Source organism: Kitasatospora sp. NPDC058406, from assembly GCF_042722765.1.
In the GTDB taxonomy this organism is placed as follows: domain Bacteria; phylum Actinomycetota; class Actinomycetes; order Streptomycetales; family Streptomycetaceae; genus Kitasatospora.
Map to the genome: position 1 here is coordinate 1 of NZ_JBHXKE010000507.1, position 1,253 is coordinate 1,253.

Here is a 1,253-nt window from a genome sequence, read left to right on the forward strand (position 1 = left end):
ACTTGGCCCGTAACGCGGTGATGGGCGGACGCACAGGCATGGTCCACCATCCCACCAACTCCACCAGAGCAAGCAGTAATTGAAATACAAGCCCCCGCGGTGCCGGAGTATTGCCTCTGAACGCCGGCCGACCGCACGCCCTTCTTCAGGAAACCGGTGTCGTCCACGATCAGCACGCCGCCTGGATCGGCCAGGTGCTCGACGACGTACTGGCGCACGTCGTCGAGCACCGCATCCGCGTCCCAGTCGATGCGGTTCAGCAAGCGCTGGATCCAGTCCGGCCCGTCATGGCCAACCTCCTCAGCCACGGTCCAGCCGTTCTTGCGCTCAAGCGGCGCCAGCAGCCCGCGCATTTAGGCCAGCGCCGACTCCCGCGACTCGCTCCGCGCAAACCGGTGCGCAAACCGCTCATGCAGCCCGGCCAGCCCGTCCCACCAGCGACGAGCATCGACCTCAGATATGTCCCCACCCATGAACGGGCCTTGTCCCCGGTGAGTGGACACCTGTTCGTGTCGTTATGCGGCGAGCGTCATGGTAGCCCGCTGCCGTTCGTAGATGTTCGGTGCCTTCTGTCCCAGGCGGGAGTGGCGCCGTCGGGTGTTGTAACGGGTGGCCCAGCGGAACACAACCGTCCGGCAGGTCTCGGTGTCCGGGAAACGGCGGGCGCCTTGCAGGGTCTCGCGCTTGAGTGCGGCGTTGAAGCTCTCGGCGAGGGCGTTGTCGGCGCTGGTGCCGACTGCTCCCATGGACCTGACGACGCCGAGGCGACTGCAGAGGTCGGCGAACCGCCGGGACCCGTATTGCGCCCCGTGGTCGCTGTGGAACACCGCGCCCTGCAGGCTGCCGCGGGTCGCCGCGGCAGCCTGCAGCGCGTCCGCGACCAGGTCGGTGCGCATGTGGTCGGCGAGCGACCAGCCCACCAGACGCCGCGAGAAACAGTCGATCACCGTGGCCAGGTAGAGGAAATCGCCGTCCCCGACCGGCAGATACGTGATGTCGCCGACGTACTTCGTGTTCGGCGCGGTGGCGGTGAAGTCACGCTGCAGGAGATCCGGCACCGGGCTCACGGACGGGTCCGGGACCGTGGTCACGTGCCGTTTCCGCAGCCGCAGTCCGGCGATGTCGAACTTGCGCATCACCCGGCCGACCCGCTTGTGGTTCACCCTGCTGCTGCGACAGCACGGCGGCAGCGGTCTCACACCGCCACTCGGTTCAACAGCGCTTCACGGCGCTCCACCTCCTTCTTCCACAGC

2 pseudogenes are annotated in these 1,253 nt (G+C 67.4%); both read right to left on the reverse strand.

Features of this window, described 5'->3' with window-relative positions:
* Positions 1-473 (reverse strand): annotated as a pseudogene (locus tag ACFWOG_RS40900) (transposase); the annotation flags it as partial.
* Positions 474-515: 42 nt separating this feature from the next.
* A pseudogene (locus ACFWOG_RS40905) lies at positions 516-1,163 on the reverse strand (IS3 family transposase); the annotation flags it as partial.
* Positions 1,164-1,253: the final 90 nt, after the last annotated feature.